At 42.5% G+C, this 17530-nt stretch carries 14 protein-coding genes; 11 read left to right on the top strand and 3 right to left on the bottom strand.

Annotated elements, in window-relative coordinates; genetic code table 11:
* Positions 1 to 192 precede the first annotated feature (192 nt).
* The 5 genes from J2X69_RS02800 to J2X69_RS02820 all read left to right on the top strand — a co-directional run bounded on the left by J2X69_RS02800 (position 193) and on the right by J2X69_RS02820 (position 5364).
* Positions 193 to 1563 carry a Gfo/Idh/MocA family oxidoreductase gene (locus tag J2X69_RS02800; protein WP_310098105.1) on the top strand — a complete coding sequence of 457 codons (1371 nt, stop codon included), beginning with the start codon at positions 193 to 195 and terminating at the stop codon, positions 1561 to 1563.
* A 5-nt stretch (positions 1564 to 1568) separates the two neighbouring features.
* A complete protein-coding gene (locus tag J2X69_RS02805; RefSeq protein ID WP_310098109.1) occupies positions 1569 to 2447 on the top strand; it encodes a sugar phosphate isomerase/epimerase family protein in 879 nt (292 codons plus the stop codon).
* 62 nt (positions 2448 to 2509) lie between these two features.
* Positions 2510 to 3595, top strand: a complete 1086-nt coding sequence (locus J2X69_RS02810; RefSeq protein WP_310098112.1) for a PmoA family protein — start codon at positions 2510 to 2512, stop codon at positions 3593 to 3595.
* Positions 3596 to 3618: 23 nt separating this feature from the next.
* Entirely contained in the window at positions 3619 to 4506 is an 888-nt protein-coding gene (locus J2X69_RS02815) for a LamG-like jellyroll fold domain-containing protein (RefSeq protein WP_310098114.1), read from the top strand.
* 213 nt (positions 4507 to 4719) lie between these two features.
* Positions 4720 to 5364 carry an NAD(P)H-binding protein gene (locus J2X69_RS02820; RefSeq protein WP_310098118.1) on the top strand — a complete coding sequence of 215 codons (645 nt, stop codon included), beginning with the start codon at positions 4720 to 4722 and terminating at the stop codon, positions 5362 to 5364.
* 182 nt (positions 5365 to 5546) lie between these two features.
* Here the strand turns inward: J2X69_RS02820 and J2X69_RS02825 are convergent, their stop codons facing one another.
* Entirely contained in the window at positions 5547 to 6425 is an 879-nt protein-coding gene (locus J2X69_RS02825) for an aldose 1-epimerase family protein (protein WP_310098121.1), read from the bottom strand.
* A gap of 372 nt (positions 6426 to 6797) precedes the next feature.
* On the opposite strand from J2X69_RS02825, the gene J2X69_RS02830 reads away from it, so the two are divergent.
* Complete coding sequence (locus J2X69_RS02830; protein ID WP_310098440.1) at positions 6798 to 7817, top strand: aldo/keto reductase; 1020 nt, start codon at positions 6798 to 6800, stop codon at positions 7815 to 7817.
* 245 nt (positions 7818 to 8062) lie between these two features.
* Here J2X69_RS02830 and J2X69_RS02835 read toward each other — a convergent pair whose 3' ends face one another.
* Positions 8063 to 10756, bottom strand: coding sequence for a discoidin domain-containing protein (locus J2X69_RS02835; RefSeq protein WP_310098124.1), 2694 nt, complete (start codon positions 10754 to 10756; stop codon positions 8063 to 8065).
* 559 nt (positions 10757 to 11315) lie between these two features.
* Between J2X69_RS02835 and J2X69_RS02840 the strand changes: the two genes are divergently transcribed.
* Both J2X69_RS02840 and J2X69_RS02845 read left to right on the top strand, forming a co-directional pair.
* Positions 11316 to 11660: a helix-turn-helix transcriptional regulator gene (locus tag J2X69_RS02840; RefSeq protein WP_310098127.1), complete on the top strand. Its 345-nt coding sequence runs from the start codon at positions 11316 to 11318 to the stop codon at positions 11658 to 11660.
* A 3-nt stretch (positions 11661 to 11663) separates the two neighbouring features.
* Complete coding sequence (locus J2X69_RS02845) at positions 11664 to 14288, top strand: ABC transporter permease (RefSeq protein WP_310098131.1); 2625 nt, start codon at positions 11664 to 11666, stop codon at positions 14286 to 14288.
* Positions 14289 to 14373: 85 nt separating this feature from the next.
* Here the strand turns inward: J2X69_RS02845 and J2X69_RS02850 are convergent, their stop codons facing one another.
* On the bottom strand, positions 14374 to 14883 hold the full coding sequence (locus J2X69_RS02850) for a DinB family protein (protein WP_310098134.1): 510 nt from the start codon (positions 14881 to 14883) through the stop codon (positions 14374 to 14376).
* 91 nt (positions 14884 to 14974) lie between these two features.
* Between J2X69_RS02850 and J2X69_RS02855 the strand changes: the two genes are divergently transcribed.
* From J2X69_RS02855 to J2X69_RS02865, 3 genes are all read left to right on the top strand, one after another.
* Complete coding sequence (locus tag J2X69_RS02855; RefSeq protein ID WP_310098137.1) at positions 14975 to 15553, top strand: class I SAM-dependent methyltransferase; 579 nt, start codon at positions 14975 to 14977, stop codon at positions 15551 to 15553.
* Positions 15554 to 15629: 76 nt separating this feature from the next.
* Positions 15630 to 16121 (top strand): very short patch repair endonuclease, encoded by a 492-nt coding sequence (locus tag J2X69_RS02860; RefSeq protein ID WP_310098139.1) that lies wholly within the window; start codon positions 15630 to 15632, stop codon positions 16119 to 16121.
* 137 nt (positions 16122 to 16258) lie between these two features.
* Positions 16259 to 17527, top strand: a complete 1269-nt coding sequence (locus J2X69_RS02865) for a DNA cytosine methyltransferase (RefSeq protein ID WP_310098142.1) — start codon at positions 16259 to 16261, stop codon at positions 17525 to 17527.
* Positions 17528 to 17530 lie beyond the last annotated feature (3 nt).

The raw sequence follows: 17530 nt of genomic DNA on the forward strand, positions 1-17530 counted from the left end.
GAACCCGGTGGTTGTACAATAAATAACGCAATCGTTTGCACATGTTATTTGGCTATCCGGATAATTAGTATTGGTGGAAAGAAAGAGATTGATTAGATTAAAAAGTCATAGCTGAAGAACTGATTATGAGCGAACAAGCGATGTATCTAAAAACTCAGAAAAAACACAACAAACCCTATAACCTTATATCAAATGGAAAAAAGAAGAGAATTCATTAAGAAAAGTCTCTTAGGTACTGCCGGAATAGCGGTGGCCGGCATGAGTATGAGTGCCAAATCATACGCTTCGATCATTGGAGCAAACGAACGGATCAACATAGCCGTCGTGGGAATCCGGGGACAGGGAAGCAATCACATCGATCAGTGGTGCGCTTTGAAAGATAACCGCAACGTCAGATTGAAAACCCTATGTGATGCGGATGAGCAGTATTTCGAACCGGGCTCAAAAGTTGTAATTGAGAAAACAGGAATAACTCCCCTGACTGAATGGGATATACGCAAGGTACTGGAAGATAAAGAAATAGATGCGGTGTCTCTTGCTATACCAAATCACTGGCATGCGCTGGCCACTATATGGGCTTGCCAAGCCGGAAAACATGTCTATGTAGAAAAACCTGCCAGCCACAACGTATGGGAGGGAAGAAAAATGGTGGAAGCCGCCCGCAAATATGACCGCAGGGTACAGGTAGGCTTCCAAAACCGGTCCATTGCCAATGTAATGGAAGCGATGGAATTTCTTCACGGTGGGGGAATAGGCGATGTCTACATGGCCCGTGGCACATGCTTCAAGCCACGTGATTCTTTTGGCAAAGTGGCAGATAGTACAGCACCCGATTCTTTGCACTACGATTACTGGAGAGGTCCTGCTGAGATGATTCCATATAACGAAAAGAAAGTACACTACAATTGGCACTGGCACTGGGCCACAGGAAATGGAGACACAGGAAATCAGGGACCGCATCAGTTTGATGTAGCCCGATGGGGAATGAACAAGAATGAGCATCCTGTTTCAGTTTATTCTGCCGGAGGAATCTACGGCATCGACCCGAGCGAATGCTCACAGGAAACTCCCAATACGCAAAGCTCGGTCTTCAAATACGCCGATGGCACTATGCTGGAATTTGAAACCAGAGGGAGATATACAAATGGAGAATCCAGCTTAGATGTCCATATAGGCAATGTGTTTTACGGAACCAAAGGGTATCTGGAGTTGAATGGAGGTAGGTGGAAAGCTTTCCGTGAGAAGGAAACGGAGCCTTTTGCCCAGTCTAAAAAAGAAGCCGTTCAGGAGCCGAGTAGCCAAGTTTTGGCAGCGCCGGGAGGTGCAGAGCATTATGCCAACTTCCTGGATGCAATAAGAGCAGGGAATAACGAGGCTCTTCACTGTGATATAGAAGAAGGTTTTAAGTCATCAGTGCTACCATTGATCGCCAATGTATCTTACCTGACAGGTCGTGAATTAAGATTTGACGGCACTACCGAAACGTTTGTCAAGGATAAGGAAGCAGATAAAATGCTCACAAGAGCGTATCGTGATCCCTACACCATTCCAACTAAAGTTTGATTTTTATGAGCAATAACAGAAGAGATTTTATGAAGAAAAGCGTAGCTGCCAGCTTGAGCATGGCAGCGATGCAGTTTCCCCTGGATGCTTTTTCCATGGCAAAGTCAGGAATGAAATTCGGATTGGTAACCTATCAGTGGGGTAGGGATTGGGACCTTCCTACACTTATATCGAATTGCGAAAAAGCCGGTGTGCTCGGTGTGGAGCTTCGTACAGAGCATGCTCATGGAGTGGAAACAAGTCTGACAGCTACAGAAAGAGCTGAAGTGAAAAAGCGATTCAAGGACAGCAAAGTGACTTGCTTGGGTTACGGAAGTAATTTTGAGTATCACAGTCCTGATCCGGCAGTACTCCGGGAAAACATTGAGGGAACTAAAGAATATATCAAGCTTTGCAAGGACATAGGAGCTACAGGGATTAAAGTGAAACCTAACAATCTCCCGGCTGATGTTCCCAAGGAAAAAACCATTGCCCAGATTGCGGCTTCCTTCAATGAAGTTGGGAAGTTTGCTGCTGATTACGGACAATTGGTACGGGTGGAAGTGCATGGGCATTTAACCCAAGAACTTCCGAATATGAAAGCAATTTTTGATCAAGTCACTGAACCGGCCGTTAAGATATGCTGGAACTGTAACGACGAGGATCTTCTGCCTCCCGGATTAGAAGCTAATTTCAACTCAGTGAAAAAATGGTTTGGTGACACGGTTCATGTGCGTGAATTCAACGATGGCGACTATCCTTATCCAGCCCTTTTCAAATTATTCAATGACATCAAATACGATGGCTGGATTCTGATGGAAGCCAGAACTGAACCAACAGACCGGGTAGCTGCTCTGAAGGAGCAATTGGCTTTATTCAATCAATTAAAGAAGGAGAACAAATAAGACCAACTGAACTTATCGGCCTTAATCTTTAAAACTATTAAAATCAAAACCAGAATTATACGATGATTTTTCATAAACATAAACTCTTTAGCTACACTACTGTAATAGCTTTATCAGCAGCGACTTTTGCCTGTGGTGGAACTCAGGAAAAAACAGTGTCAGAATCAGAACCCGAACAGATGAAAGACAGAATAGAACTGATCCAAGACGAAGCTGCCAAGAAAGTAGATGTCCTCATTGACGGAAAGCTCTTCACCTCGTACATCTATCCCGATTCTCTGGAAAAGCCGGTTTTATATCCAATCAATACAGCAAATGGAAATGCGATTACCAGAGGCTGGCCAATTACACCCCGTCCGGGAGAACGTGTGGATCATCCGCATCATTTGGGACTTTGGTTTAACTACGGAGATGTGAATGGTCTTGATTTTTGGAACAATTCTTCTGATATCAAAGACAAAACGAACTATGGGCATATCGCACATAAATCAATCAAGTCTGTGAAGAGCGGTAAGGAAGAGGGTGTGTTGGAAGTAAGTATGGACTGGATGAATAGTAAAGGAGAAGTGCTTTTGACGGAGAATACCACCTTTATTTTCCGGGGAAAAGATGACCAAAGATCCATTGATAGAATTGCCACGCTGACTGCTCCTAACGGTGAAGTGAAACTGACAGATAACAAAGAAGGTATGCTGGGTCTTCGTACCGCCAGGCAATTGGAGCATCCTTCCGATAAGCCCGAAATATTCACTGATGCTTCCGGCAAAGCAACCGATGTGCCGACGATGAATAATGAGGGGATCACAGGAATGTACTTGAGTAGTAAAGGAGTGGAAGGACACGATGTATGGGGAACCAGAGGAGAGTGGGTCAGTCTTACAGGCAAGATCAATAACGAGAATATCTCTGTTGCAATCCTTGATTTCCCTTCCAATCCCGGTTATCCGACTTACTGGCACGCAAGAGGATATGGTTTGTTTGCGGCAAATCCACTGGGTCAAAAAGCGCTAAGTGATGGCAAGGAAGAGCTTAATTTCAAACTTGAGAAAGGTGAATCAGCAACATTCAAGTATAGAGTCATCGTTTATTCCAATGAAAGTATTTTCGACGGTCAAGTCAATCAGGATTATATCCAATGGGCGAAATAGTTTGTTGTTTTAGCCTACCACAAATGATTAAACCGCCAAACTTCTTTTCATTCCTTGCAATATCTTTTTGCGTACTCGGAAGTGGCGTAGTAGCTTCCGGGCAGCAAAACAGTCAAAATGAAGATTTAATCCGACGAATTGAAGCTACAGAAGGAATGGTGGCTTTCTGGAAATTTGATGAAAGTGCAGGTGAACCTAGATTGGCACAAGGCAAAGGAAAATTTCCCTTATCGGAATTTCCCACTAAGGTCAAGCGGGTTTCAGAGGGGCCGATTTCAGGATTTTCATCTTATTTTGACGGGACAAATTTCCTGAGTTTGCCCAGTGATCAAACAGCGGAACTCAATATCCATGGAAAAAATCAGGGAGTCACTGTGATCGCCTGGGTGAAATGGTCAGGCGAGCCAACAGGTTTTGTAGGAGGTATGTGGAATGAACACGAGGAAGGCGGGAAAAGGCAATACGGACTCTTCGTATCTTTGGGCTATTATAATGGGGCAGATCAGGTTTGTGGTCATGTCTCTTGGTCTGGAAAAGCTACTCCTCCTTTTCCATATTCCATTGATTACTCAGCAAGTAAGCAACTTGTAGTGAAGAATCAGTGGAGTTGTATTGCATTCACTTATGATGGGGAATACATCAAGTCATTTGTGAACGGTGACTTTGAGTCCCGAGAACCTGAACTGCTTAACCATACCAAAGGATTTGAAGGTTATCCAGAAGGTTTGGTGCAATCGAAAAACCCTTATCATTTTCCTGATGGATTGGGTGATAATGGATCTGATTTTACTGTAGGAGCTGTTTTATTGGAAAGAGGAATGGGAAATTTCTTCAAAGGCCAGATTGGAGGTCTGGTAGTTTTTGATCGGGCACTGACTGAGCAAGAAGTTAAAGACCTTGCAAATTTCTAGACTGTTATAAAAAATAGATAATTATTTCTAATCCTGAGGTGTTACCATCTCAGGATTTTCTTTTTTACATCCTTATTTTATCTTATGTTTGGCGTATTAAAATCTCTTTATAAAATAGCTGAACACCCGATCTGTTGCTAGAAGCAATGGAATAACATTTCCAATCAGGGAAGATGTGAGGGTACATTTTTATCACATTTTATAAAGAATCCCATGAATACAAATAAGAAAATAGCCGTAATCGGCGGAACCGGAAAATCAGGTAAATTCCTTGTCAAAGAATTGGTTAAATCAGGTTTTCAAATCAAGATGCTTGTCAGAAATCCTGATCGGGCACCTGCTTCCAATCCTCAGATAGAAGTTGTGTTAGGTGATGTTTTAAACCAAACTGTAGTCAATAAATTACTGGAGGATTGTGAAGCTGTGATCAGCGCACTGGGCTGGGGTGTGCCTCCAAGTAAGAATACGATTTCCTCAGAAGGAACTGGGAATGTACTTCAACAAATGAAGCTGCATCAAATCAAGCGATATGTGGTGGTGACAGGAATAAATGTAGATGCACAAGGAGATAAAAAAGGAGCCACTACAAAAGCTGCTACTGAGTGGATGTACGCAAATTATCCTGATTCTACTATTGATAGGCAGTTTGAATATAAACTACTCAAGGAGAGCCAAGTGGATTGGACTTTGGTGAGATTACCTTTAATAGTTATGGATGAGGAGAACAAGCCAATCAACGTCTCACTGGAAGATTGCCTTGGGGATCAGATCTCGGCGACGAGTCTGGCTCACTTTCTCATTGATCAACTGTCAGATAGACGGTTTATTAAACAGGCTCCATTTATAGCTAATCAATAGAAAATAGAGGTTGTTTCATAACTCATAATTGTCACCCTGAGCGGAGTCGAGGACCCTTCGACTCCGCTCAGGGTGACCCACCTTTGTACCTAAATCCCTTACTGTCCTAATTTTTTCGTAAATCCCAAATTTTCCTTACTCAGCCTGACAAGAAAAGTTGACTATGAGACAGCCTCAAAATCTTATTTCAGGATAGTTATTGAGTATGTTTTCACATCACTTTGATGAGCTTCCAATTTCAGAATACCTTCTTTTTCCTCAAACTTCTGATTGGAATCTACACTATCGGCTATTCCCAACCATGGCTCGATACAAACAAAGGAAGCTCCGGGCTTTGCCCAGATTCCCAGATAATCGAAATCATCAAATTTTAAAGACAGGAGTCCTCCTATATTTTTATTCATTAAGGTAATTTCCCGGGATTTGAGATTTTTGAAAATCAACGCGTCATCATCAAATAGATGCTTGTGGAGGGGCAATGCCGAACTGTTTTCCAATACCGGTTTGGTGTCCGTTCCTATAAGTCCGCTAGACTCTACGTTCCAGGTGGAGTCAGTTTCAGGATAGGCGAATTGTAGAAAGTAGTCCTCGTATTCCTCTCCTTCATTTAGCGGACAATTGAATGCAGGGTGTCCGCCTAAACTATACCACATCGTTTCTTCACCCTGATTTAGGATTCTATGGACAACTTCAATTTTGCTGCCCAGCACAGTGAATTGGATCTCCAGTTCAAATTTAAATGGGTACTGTTTTAGACTTTCCTCATCCCAAACTAAAGAAAATAACAAGGAATTTTCTGTGGATTCCTTTAGGACAGGTTTAGGTGAATTTCTTAAAATTCCATGTTTTGGAATGGCATACTTTTGATTTTTATATACCATAAAGCCATCTTTCAGCGCTCCGATAATGGGAAACAATACAGGTGCCTGACCGCTCCAAAAAGCTGGGTCACCTTGCCAAAGGTATTCAGTATTTGTATGTAGGGATTTTATGGAGGAAAGCTCCATTCCGGTCTGATTGATTTCTATGGATAATTCTGAAGAATTAATTCTGTGTTTCATGTTTTATAGTTGATTTTTAATGGTCATAACCTGCCCAGTGGCGAAAGAAACAGGATGAACTGTCTAGCAGGGCAATAATCATCCCGGTGTGTCATCCGGTACCTACGGGATCATGCCTGTCTGGCCTCAGGCAGGCTCGATTTCATTTGAAAATAGGTTTGAACCCGAAATATGCATTGGATTTTCTATTACAGGCTGATAGATCCGGGTTGTGTTGATTTGCCAAAAATAATTCAAGAAGATGGTTGACTATGCTTCAAATCCAAAATATTTAAAATAAACCGGATAATTTTTTCGCCCTAGGCAACTGTTTTTGCGCAGCTTCTGTTTTACCCGCATTAATCTATAACCACTACTTAACCTATTTTAATGATGAAGTACAATTCTGTCGGAAATACCGGCTTAATGGTTTCTGAGCTTTGCTTTGGAACCATGACTTTTGGAGGTCAGGAAGCTGACATGTGGGCCAATATCGGCAAGCTGCAACAAAACGAAGTGAATGAAATGCTTGATGCTGTGGTAGAATCGGGCATTAATTTTATCGATACTGCCAATGTTTATTCCTTTGGGCAGTCGGAGAAGCTATTGGGCCAAGGCTTACTGGATTTATCTGTGCCAAGGGATGAGGTGGTTATAGCGACCAAGCTACTGGCCAAGATGAAGGATAAACCAAATAGCGCCGGACTTTCCAGGTACAATATTTTCAACTCGGTAGAAGCCAGTTTGAAAAGGTTGCAAATGGATTATGTAGATATTCTATATGTCCACGGTGCAGATTTTTTGACCTCACTGGAGGAAATTGTCCGCTCGCTAAACGATATCGTGGAATCAGGCAAAGTCAGATATATAGCAATCTGTAATTGGCCTGCATGGATGGTGGCAAAGGCCCAAACGATTGCACACTATAGAGGATGGCATAAATTCATGGGCTTGCAGTATTATTACTCTGCGGTGAGTCGTGATATTGAGCATGAGCTGGTGCCTATGGCAATAGATCACGACTTGGCCATTTTTCCGTGGAGTCCGCTTGCAGGAGGTTTCTTGACGGGAAAATTCACCAGAGAGGGAGCAGATTCGGATTCGAGAAGATCAAAATTTGATTTTCCTCCGATTGATAAGGAGAAGGCCTATGACCTGATAGATGTGATGGGAGATTTGGCAAAGATCCATGATGCAAGTATCGCACAGGTTGCGTTGGCTTGGGTAAGACAGCAGAGAGGAATTACCAGTACAATTATTGGGGCAAAAACTTTAGAGCAACTGCAGCTAAATATAGAATCTACGAATCTTATTTTAACGGAAAATGACTTGAAAAAAATAGATGAAGTCAGCCCGCTTGCTATGCAATATCCCGGCTGGATGGTAGAACGTCAGGCGAACTACAGAAAGTAATTTTAACCCGGAATATGCATTAGCAATTCTATTGTGGCCATTAATTGCTTCAAAATCAGCCATTACATTGCCGTTTTCGAGTTCACCATAGCGGTGCTATGCCTCACTTTCCAAACAACCTGATTTTCTTGCAATTAATGTCCTCATAACGAAACCTAATGCATAATCCGGGTTTAAAAACCCCTTGCCGAAATAAAGCAGCAAAGGGTTTTCTAAGTTTGGTAAAGTCTATAGACCGTTGAATATTATCTGGCAAAGAGCAGCAATTGCTTCATTGCCCAGGGTTCTTCACCTTTTTCAGTAGTTTCCATTTTCAGAAACCTTGCATTTTCTTCGGCTTTCCATTGAATGGTATTCAATCCTTTTGCACCTGATCCCTGGGCAACCTCAGTCCAGTTTTTGCCATCAGGGGAAAGTGATACTTTGTACTTTTTAGGAAATTTTTTATCACCGGCATCAAACTGTATTTCAGTCAAGTTTCTTTCTTTTGGAAGTTCGATCTGGAACCACATCCCTGATTCTTGTGGAGTTTCTGTTTTCCATCCTTTGAAGCTGAAAGCGTAAGAAGGATCTTTCGTAGAGCCCACACCCTGCAGTGCAGTGCTGCTTGCAGTGATTTTCCAGTTATCCTGATAGCTAAGTGCCTTGGGTATTTCCTGAATTAGTTCATCAAATTGGTATGTACCTTCTCTGCTTGCAGTTTCTTGTCTCAGTTGAGTTACAAATTCAGGACTCACAAAACTTCCTGAATTGCCAAACTCATTTCGAATGTATGAAACGACTGAGGCGATCCACTCGTCGTCATTGCTATCCATAGCAATCATCACACCTTCGTATTCTTTGCCGTCAATCGCACCGGTCAAGCCATGCAGCAATGTTTTTACAGCATATTCCGGGTGCCCCATGATTCTTGGTGATCCGGAGAAAGCTGGTGCAATCAGTTGCCCTCCGCCGGTAGGAGTTCCCAGACCTTTTACTCCATGACAGGTAGAGCAGTAGCTGTCAAAAATGCTTTTTCCTTTATTAAAAAGCGCCAATTCCTCAGGAGCATACTGGGTAGCTGAGAGTTCCTTCTCCTTAGCCATACGTTCCAAAAGCTGGGTTCCAATGACCTGAATTCCCTGTGCTTGATTCTCTTTTAGCGTAGCTTTGATCAAATCCTCTACCTGATCAATGTTCACTACATAAGCACTTAGCAATGCCTGTAGTGCCACATCTGTAGACGGGTCTTTGATTAGTTCTCTGTAATCCGCAGCCAGACTTTTCTCTCCATATTTGAATAGGCTTTCACTTGCACGAAGTGCCTGAATCCGTATTTGCGAACTGGAATCCTTCATCAGTTTTTTGACAAGGGCAAGATCCAGAGAACTTAAGCCTTCCAAAGTCCATAGCGCATGAATACGGGTCAATTCATTATCGGAAGTGTTCACCAGATTTTCCAGCTCCTTCACCACCGATTTATCCTGATTTAGAATGATCAGCTGCTGCGCTTGATCTCTCCACCAACCGTTTGGATTGCTCAGGTGACGTACAAGCTCGGCAGAAGTTTCCTCGTACATTCTCGGCTTCTCCTTGTTTCTTTCCATTCCTTCATAGGTCAATCTCCAAATTCTTCCGTTGCCTATGATATCATCCATTTGATATTGTTGGATTTTGGTACGCAGGTAGCTGCCATCCTGAGTCCAATTTCCCTGCTGGATAATGCCGCGGTACATATCGACGATATACATGGTGCCGTCTGGGGCAGTTGCCATATCCACCGGTCGGAAAAGTGGATCGGTAGATTGGATGAATTCCGTCTGGGCTTCTCTGTAAGGATTTTGGATATACGAAAGTCCTTCCGATTTCTCTACTTGGACTTGACGTATAATTCGTCCCACAGGCTCACCGTAGAAGTATTGATTTTGGATTTCCTTTGGAAGTCTGTCCCCTCTGAACACATCATTTCCTGCTGAACCGGTTACATTACTCAGCGAGCCATCAGGTTTTGTTTCTCTCATGCCGGGCTCGAAATCAGCCAGTTTCACCAAGCTAAACGGTTCTCTGAAACCATCTTGAAACTGTCCCTTAATAGCAAAATTGCCATAGACGATTGGCAAATTGAAGTTTTGCGGCACACCACCTGCGCCATCTTGAAACCATACCTGACCGTAGTTGTCCTGGGTTACGCCCCATTGCCCATAAGGGTTTCCTGTAGGTTCCTGAATGACTCCATCGGGTGTCCAGCGGATCCTTTTCGAATTATAGGTACTGTACATCCAGTTGTCCATGGTCCAAGTCAGGAAACTCGTCTGATGCTCGACGTTTCCGGATCTTCCCAGTCCGGTCGCAAAAAGCTCCTTTTTGTCTGCCTTGCCGTCGTTATTGGTATCGGTGTATTTGTAGACATTATCCTCGTTTGACTCCATAGATAGAATGGAGTTTTTCCCAAAAGGAACTACAAATCGCGGGAATATTAAACTGTCCAGAAAGATGACACTGGTTTCATAAACTCCATCATTGTCCTTGTCTTCCCATCTTGATATCCTGGAAGTCGGCATTAGTTCTCCATTGGCATCGATATCCTGCATGTATGTTCTCAGCTCCAAGACATACATTCTCCCGTTACCGTCAAACTGTATCGCTGCGGGCTCCCGGATCTGAGGTTCAGAAAGAATCGGTTCCAGCTTATAGCCGGGCTGCAGCACAAAAGTTTTCAGCTGTTCATTTGCTGAAAGGGGAACCACAGGAGGCTGGGGAGATAAGTCTATGCCCTTCCAGCGTGGGGATTCCATATCTGTTCCTTCGGGAATACTGATGGAAGGATAGGGAGCCTCCATCCTTTTTGGATCCAGAGAATCTGCGGGAGAAACGTCAAACGGAGATTTTTCGGGGGTACAGTTGGAAAAAACAACAAGTGATATGCTACAGGAAAGAAGTAGCTTAATAGGTTTATGCATTTGGAGAATAGGTTTATTTAAAGTTTTTCTGAAAGACTTTTAACCACGAAGTACATAGAGGTTTTCGCAGAGGACACGGTATTAGCGATAATTGTCAGACTGAGCGCCTGCCCGCCGAAGGAAGGGCAGCAAGTCTAAGTCTTATTTTCCAAGAACAATTTTATGCCTGTTTATGAAGCCCTACTTCATGATTGTTGTCTTAGCAGAAAGGATTTGCAAATTATGGGATTATTGGAGTTTCTTTTTTACCGAAAAAGTAAAATGTGAAGAATAGTATAGAGCTGATTCTTTATGAATCCATCTATCCTTTGCTTCTTTTTGCTGCAAGATGAATGATGCTTGCTTGACAGAAGTACTAAAGTTTACCAAATCCCAGAATGCTTTTATCTTCTTTCACAGGGGAAGTCTGTTATCGGAATTTTTGAAAAAGTCCATTATCGGTCAAAGATGTTCTGTTGCGTACGCCGGAAGTTTAGAAATAGCCTTTCCTTAGGCAGATTAGGGGGTTATTATATTGGCACGACTCTTATTCCTACAATTAGAGAATATACTGTATGCTATGAAAGATTATCAACTGGGGGAGTTTGAAGAAATCGTGATTCTTACTGTTGGAATTCTGAATAATGCTGCCTATAGCGTTGCGATCAAAGATGAAATAGAATCCAGACTCACCAGAACTGTGAGTATGGGAGCTCTGCACACGGCTTTGAATAGGATGGAAGACAAGGGCTACCTCAAATCCTATGCAGGTGAATCTACCGAGGAGAGGGCAGGCCGCCCGAGAAGGTATTTCGAAATCACGGCACTGGGGAAGAAAGCTATACAATATGCCAAAGATACCCGGGATGAACTCTGGAGAGCGATCCCGGAGACAATTTGGCAATCAAACTTAGCAGGAATATAAGCGATGAAGGAAAAACAAATTTCTCCTCCCGGACTTTTCCTGAGCTTTTTCCGCTGGTTTTGTCAACCAAGACTTCTGGATTACATAGAAGGAGATCTACTGGAAGTATATGACCGTCGCTACAAAGAATTCGGAAAACGTAAAGCTGACTGGAAATTCATTATCGATGTAGCCCTGCTTTTTCGTCCGGGCATAATAAAATCAAGAAAAGGATATCAAAAATTTAACACAAACGGTATGTATAAAAGTTATTTCAAAATCGGCTGGAGAACTATCATTCGGAACAAAGAATATGCGCTGATCAATATTGCCGGACTGGCACTCAGCATCACCTGCTGCATTTTAATTTTCGCACTGGTGAAGCATCATACAGGCTTTGACGATTTTCATGAAAATGGGGATAGGATATATCGAATAGTAACCGAGCAACATCGTGAAACGGTTTCTTTTGTCAATGCGGTCCCCTCACCATTGGGAGAAGTTTTCAGGGAAAATCATACTTACGGAGAAAAAGTAGCGAGGCTGTTCAATGAAACCGATGCGCTGATCACATTTGAACGGGGAGGGGAGCTGGTGAAAATCAAAGAACCAGAGGGAATAGCTTTCACTGAACCGGCCTTCTTCGAAATCTTTAATTTCCCGCTTTCCCAAGGGAATATCACCACAGCATTAAATGAACCCAATACTGCAATCATTACCGAACGGATGGCTCGGAAGTATTTTGGAACCCAGAATCCCATAGGCCAGGTGATTTCCTATAACAATAAAATACCTTTTACCATTACGGGCATCTTGGAGGATCTGCCTGTTACCACGGATATCAAAACGGAGTTATTTGTTTCTTATCCTACATTGAAGGATTTCAATCCCTGGCTGGCAAGCGAAAACGCCTGGGGAGGAATCAGCAGTGGGATGTATTGCTATACTTTGCTTCAGCCTTATGTGACTCCTGCGGACGTAGAGGAAGCGCTACAGCCTTATGTAAAACAGTTCCGGCCAACTAGTAAGAATGTACATCACTACAAATTACAGCCGCTGTCGGACATTCATTTCAATGCCAAGTACGGAGGAGCCATAGAGAAGTCTGATTTATGGATTCTGTCAGCTATCGGGATTTTCCTTTTGATTACAGCCTGTGTAAACTTCATAAATCTTGCTACTGCGCAGGCACTTAAGAGATCAAAAGAAGTAGGCGTAAGAAAAGTTCTGGGCAGTCTCCGCGGACAGCTTTTCTGGCAATTCCTTATGGAAACAGCCATAATCACGTCCGCAAGCATATTCTTGGCACTAGTGGCAGCATATTTCTTGGTACCCTCAGTCAATTCTTTTTTCAAAACACAGATACCGCTGAATTTCGGAGTAGACGGAATGTTCCTGCTGTTTATTGCAGGTCTGGGCATCTTGATTACTTTTCTTGCAGGATGCTATCCTGCGCTTATATTGACTGGATTCAAGCCGGTGACTGCACTGAAGGGAAAACTTTCCATGCAGCAGTTGGGCGGCTTCAATACCCGGCGCTCACTTATTGTTACGCAGTTCGCTATTTCACAGGTATTGATCATAGGTCTGATTGTCATTATGAATCAAATGCGTTTTTCCAGGCAGGCGGAACTTGGTTTCGACAAAGAATCACTGGTGATGGTGAAGCTGGGCGGGGATTCTCTGAATACTATGCACACACTGAAGAATGAGTTTTTAAGGTTACCGGGAGTGGAAAAAGTTTCGCTTTGCCTTGCTGCTCCTGCTTCAACCAATGATTGGGGAAACTCTATCCGGTTCGAAAATGATACGGAAGAGGTAAATTTTCGGACAAATATGAAATTGGCAGATGCGGATTATATCTCCACGTTTGATTTGGAATTGCTGGCGGGAAGAAATCTTCATCCTTCAGATACAGTGCGGGAGGTGGTAGTAAATGAAGCTTTACTTCACAAACTTGGGATAGAATCATACGAAGAAGCACTTGGAAAAATGATTTATGCGAATGGTGGGTCAATGAAAGGGCCCATTGTAGGAGTAGTTCGGAATTTTCATGATAAATCATTCCATGAGGAAATTTCCGCAGCATTGATTGCTACCGGAAGTGATTGGTATTCCAACTTTGCCATTAAGATCAACAGTAACACAACGATTGCTACTCTGAGTGAAATAGAGAAGCTTTGGCAAGAACACTATCCGGATCAACTTTTCGAGTACTCATTTGTGGATGAAAGTATTGCCCAATTTTACGAATCCGAGGAAACTATTCTAAGAGGAATTCAGATTTTTTCTTTTATCGCAATCTTCATCGGATGTCTTGGCTTGTATGGATTGGTTTCATTTATGGTTGCTCAGAAAACCAAGGAAGTAGGCATCAGAAAAGTAATGGGTGGTGGGATAGGCCATATTATCTGGATTTTTGGACAAGAATTCGTCCGGTTGATAGTGATCGCATTTCTTATCGCAGCACCACTGGGTTGGTGGTTTATGAGCAATTGGCTTCAGGATTTTGCATTCAAAATCAAATTGGACGTTTGGACATTTGCTATTGCGGTAGGCTGCTCATTTTTGATAGCAGCACTATCTGTGGGATATCAGGTAGTCCGTGCGGCGGTAATTAATCCTGCTGTAAGTCTAAAAACAGAGTGAAGAAAATAGGCAGCAGCGGGAAAAGTTTTCGGTTGCTGCCTGTTTTTTACTATACCACTGATAATGCTGCGGATAATCACCTATCTTAATTAGTAGCCAACAAAACCCTTACTGTGACCAGCAATTGCCCAACATGCCGCTGGGTATGTTCTGCAGCATGAAACAATAATCCACCGACAGTGGAAGGTAACTGTGCTCTTCCCACTCCCCGAAAATCAGGCAAGGTATTGACATCGAGGACAGAAAGAAAATCCAAGAATTCAGTGATCTGATCGTCCAAGTTTCCGACTAGAATTTCTTTAGTCAGGTCTTTATTGGCCAGTCCTTCATTTTTCAAATAATCAAATTGTTGCTGAGCTAGGGTTTCCGCTTTAGCATATGTGACCATACGATCCAGTACTCCTGTGATATGCTGAAGATGAAATCCGGGACTTGCCATTCCCGCAGGTCTTTTCCAGAGCAGCTCCGAAGGAAAGTCTTTCGTCAGCTGATGGATTTCTTCCTGTGCCTGCAAAATAGCATGCACCACAGGTTGCAATGCTGAAGAAAAACCGGTCACGGGCCCTCTTAACCAAACTTCGGGTTGGGTTTTCATTACCATTAGATTTGACGTCTTGTACTTAATGAGTTGTTTTATTTTTGCGTGTTTTTAAAATTAAGTAAAAGCTGAATACTTTTGGGGGATCATGGAATTGAGAGAACTAGCTGACGAAGAATTTGATTTGCTTTATCCTGTAAAAATCAAAAAACTATCCGGTACACATTGGACGCCGGTGGATGTAGCAAAGAAAGCTATAGCATATTTGGGTGAGGGAGGAGGTAAATCTGTCTTGGATTTAGGATCGGGAGTTGGAAAGTTTTGCTTGGTGGCGGCGGTAAATTCTGAAGCTAAAATTACCGGAGTAGAGCAGCGGATGAATCTAATTCAGATCTCCGGAAAATTGGCAGAAAAATATCAGGTAGAGAATACAAATTTCATTTGTGATGATTTGAGGAATCTGGATTTTAGTCTATTTGATTCCTTTTATTTCTTCAATGCATTTGAAGAAAACATAGATCTCAGAGATAAGCTTCACAAGGATAACGCCATCAACCATGAGCAATATCATGCGTATAAGAAGCTAATCCGGGAGAAGTTTGAAGAACTACCCGTTGAAACCAGAATCGTAACCTACTGTGGTGATGCTTCCGAGATACCCGAAAGTTACCGACTGATCAAGTCAGGTAATAAAGGGAAATTGAAGTTTTGGGAGAAGAGAGTATAAAGTGGAGAATAGCATCGTTAACTTTATTCCGGTTTCTTAGGTTCTATCACGGAATATCCACCAAAACATTATCCCATTGGGCACTAAAAAATACATTGTTCCTAAAATTGCCGTGGCGCAATTCTGCGAGGAGAATGGTTTTTATACTACAAAAGCCCGCTCACTGAACATGTCCAAAATCAAGTCAAAGGGGACAAAACCTGAGAAACTGCTGAGAAAAGCACTTTGGGAAGCGGGAGTGAGGTACAAGACACCAAAAACGACTCTTACGGGAAAGCCTGATATCAGTATAAAAAAGCACAAGCTTGTGATTTTTGTAGACGGATCTTTCTGGCATGGCTACGATTGGGAAAACCGTAAGCATACCATCAAATCCAACCAAGAATTTTGGATTTCCAAAATCGAGCGAAATATGCAGCGGGATAGAGAAGTCAATGGTTTTTACCATTCAAAAGGCTGGACAGTGATTAGATTTTGGGATTTTGAGGTGAAGAAGGAAACAGGGATCTGTTTGAAGAAGATTTTAGATGCGATTGGTCACCAGTATACAGCTAGAACTGACGATTGATGTCAATTTTTTAATATTATGCAATTCCATATAAGAGGCTAAAATGATAATGGATATATTTGAATCATCTTATTTTAATGAGAATTAGTTGAGGGCAGTTTGTTGGAAAGTGTCGGCTCAGCCTAATTTTACCCAGAATGAAATTTAACGAGAGCATATCCCTAGAAGAGGTTTTCAGTCAGAAGCCGAAGAGAAAAGAAGTTGAACCTTCTGATTTTGGCAAAGCTGCCTTTACTCATTACATGCATAATAGTCAAAATGGAGTTTCTCAGTTTTATAAAAACGAAGCCATTCAGCATGTGAAAAGGGCTATGGAGTTTAAATACCCGGATGTGGAGATTTCAACCACGGATGCGGAAAAAGTACTTGAGGATATGCTTTCTGACTCAAAGCTTGATGTTCCATTCCCTGCTCCTGTAGAGCCGGAATTCAAATTCATCGATTTATTCGCGGGAATTGGAGGTTTCAGAATGGCGATGCAAAGTTTGGGTGGCAAGTGTGTGTTTACCAGCGAGTGGGATGAGCAAGCCAAGAAGACTTACCAAGCTAATTTTGGAGAAGTTCCTTTTGGGGATATTACAAAGGAAGAAACAAAGCAATTTATACCTGATGGGTTTGAGGTGCTTTGCGCGGGATTTCCTTGTCAGGCTTTTTCGATTGCGGGAAAAAGAGGCGGGTTTGAAGATACCAGGGGAACTTTGTTTTTTGATGTGGCTGAGATTATCAGAAGGAAAAAGCCAAAAGCCTTCTTCTTGGAAAATGTCAAAGGGCTACGCAATCACGATAGAGGAAGAACTTTGGCAACGATACTTAATGTATTGAGAGAAGATCTGGGGTATTACGTGCCTGATCCGCAGGTGATGAATGCAAAGAACTTCGGAGTTCCTCAAAATAGAGAGCGGATTTTTATTGTGGGATTTAGAGCCGATCTTGGTGTTAGTGATTTTGATTATCCTGCTCCTCTTGATCAGGCAGTTTCTTTTGAAGACGTAAAGGAAAAAACTGTGGTTTCTGTCAAATACTACCTTTCCACGCAGTACATGAAAACCCTCGTTGAGCACAAAGCCAGACATGAGGGAAAAGGAAATGGGTTTGGATATGAGATTATTCCTGATGATGGAATTGCGAATGCAGTGGTGTGCGGGGGAATGGGAAGAGAGCGTAATTTGGTGTATGATCATCGATTGGAAGATTTCACTCCTGTTACCCATATCAAAGGAGAAGTAAACCGACTTGGAATAAGGAAAATGACACCAAGGGAATGGGCAAGGCTTCAGGGTTTTCCTGATAATTATGTCATTCCCGTTGCAGATGCATCAGCTTACAAACAATTTGGAAATTCTGTGGCGGTGCCCGCAATCAAGGCAACAGCCCGGCAAATATTAGAAAAGATGGATGTTTTTTAAAAA

The organism is Algoriphagus sp. 4150, from assembly GCF_031457395.1.
GTDB lineage: Bacteria > Bacteroidota > Bacteroidia > Cytophagales > Cyclobacteriaceae > Algoriphagus.